Annotated in this window: 1 protein-coding gene; it reads left to right on the top strand. The window is 48.0% G+C overall.

Going from position 1 to position 887, the window contains the following annotated elements; all coding sequences use genetic code 11:
• Positions 1-3: 3 nt before the first annotated feature.
• Positions 4-887: UDP-glucose--hexose-1-phosphate uridylyltransferase (locus tag FHQ30_RS12765; RefSeq protein WP_139612322.1), on the top strand; the 884-nt coding region annotated here is incomplete at its 3' end.

Here is an 887-nt window from a genome sequence, read left to right as displayed (position 1 = left end):
TAAATGACTGAGATAACTTTTGACGTATCCGAACACCCGCATCGACGCTATAACCCTTTGAAAGATGAGTGGATATTGGTTTCTCCACACCGTGCGAAACGTCCTTGGAGCGGGCAGAGTGAAAAGGCTGCTACGGCGCAGCTCCCCGATTATGATGAAAACTGTTTCTTATGCCCTGGCAATAAGCGGATTTCCGGAGAAGTGAATCCAGACTATCAAGGCACTTATGTCTTTGCTAATGATTTTGCTGCATTAATGCCGGACAGCCCGGAGGCACCGCAGAGTGATAATCCGCTGTTTCAGGTGATGGGTGTGCGTGGTCTGAGCCGTGTGATCTGTTTTTCACCGGATCACAGCAAAACCTTGCCGGAGCTGAACGTCAGCGAAATTCGTGCGGTGGTGGATACATGGAATGAACAATTGGAAGAGTTGGGCAAAGATTACCTTTGGGTGCAGGCATTTGAAAATAAAGGTGAAGTTATGGGCTGTTCACAGCCTCACCCACACGGACAAATCTGGGCAAACAGTTTCTTGCCCAATGAAGTTGCAGCCAAAGAGCGTAATTTGCTGAACTATTATCAACAACATGGCAGTAATTTACTACTGGATTATGTCAATGCCGAACTGAAAGATGGCAGTCGCACCGTGGTGGAAACTGAACATTGGCTAGCAGTGGTGCCATATTGGGCGGCTTGGCCGTTTGAAACGCTGCTCCTGCCGAAAAGTGCGGTGAAACGCATGAATGAATTAACCGCAACGCAGCGTGATGATTTGGCACTGGCGCTTAAATTGTTGACTACGCGCTACGATAATCTGTTTGAATGTGCTTTTCCGTATTCGATGGGCTGGCACTATGCGCCATTTTTCAAAGACGACCGCACTTTGGA

It is taken from the genome of Testudinibacter sp. 'clade 2', from assembly GCF_006227735.1.
Classification (GTDB): domain Bacteria; phylum Pseudomonadota; class Gammaproteobacteria; order Enterobacterales; family Pasteurellaceae; genus Chelonobacter.
The sequence above is the reverse complement of the archived record's forward strand: the minus strand, read 5'-3'. Positions and strand labels throughout refer to the sequence as shown.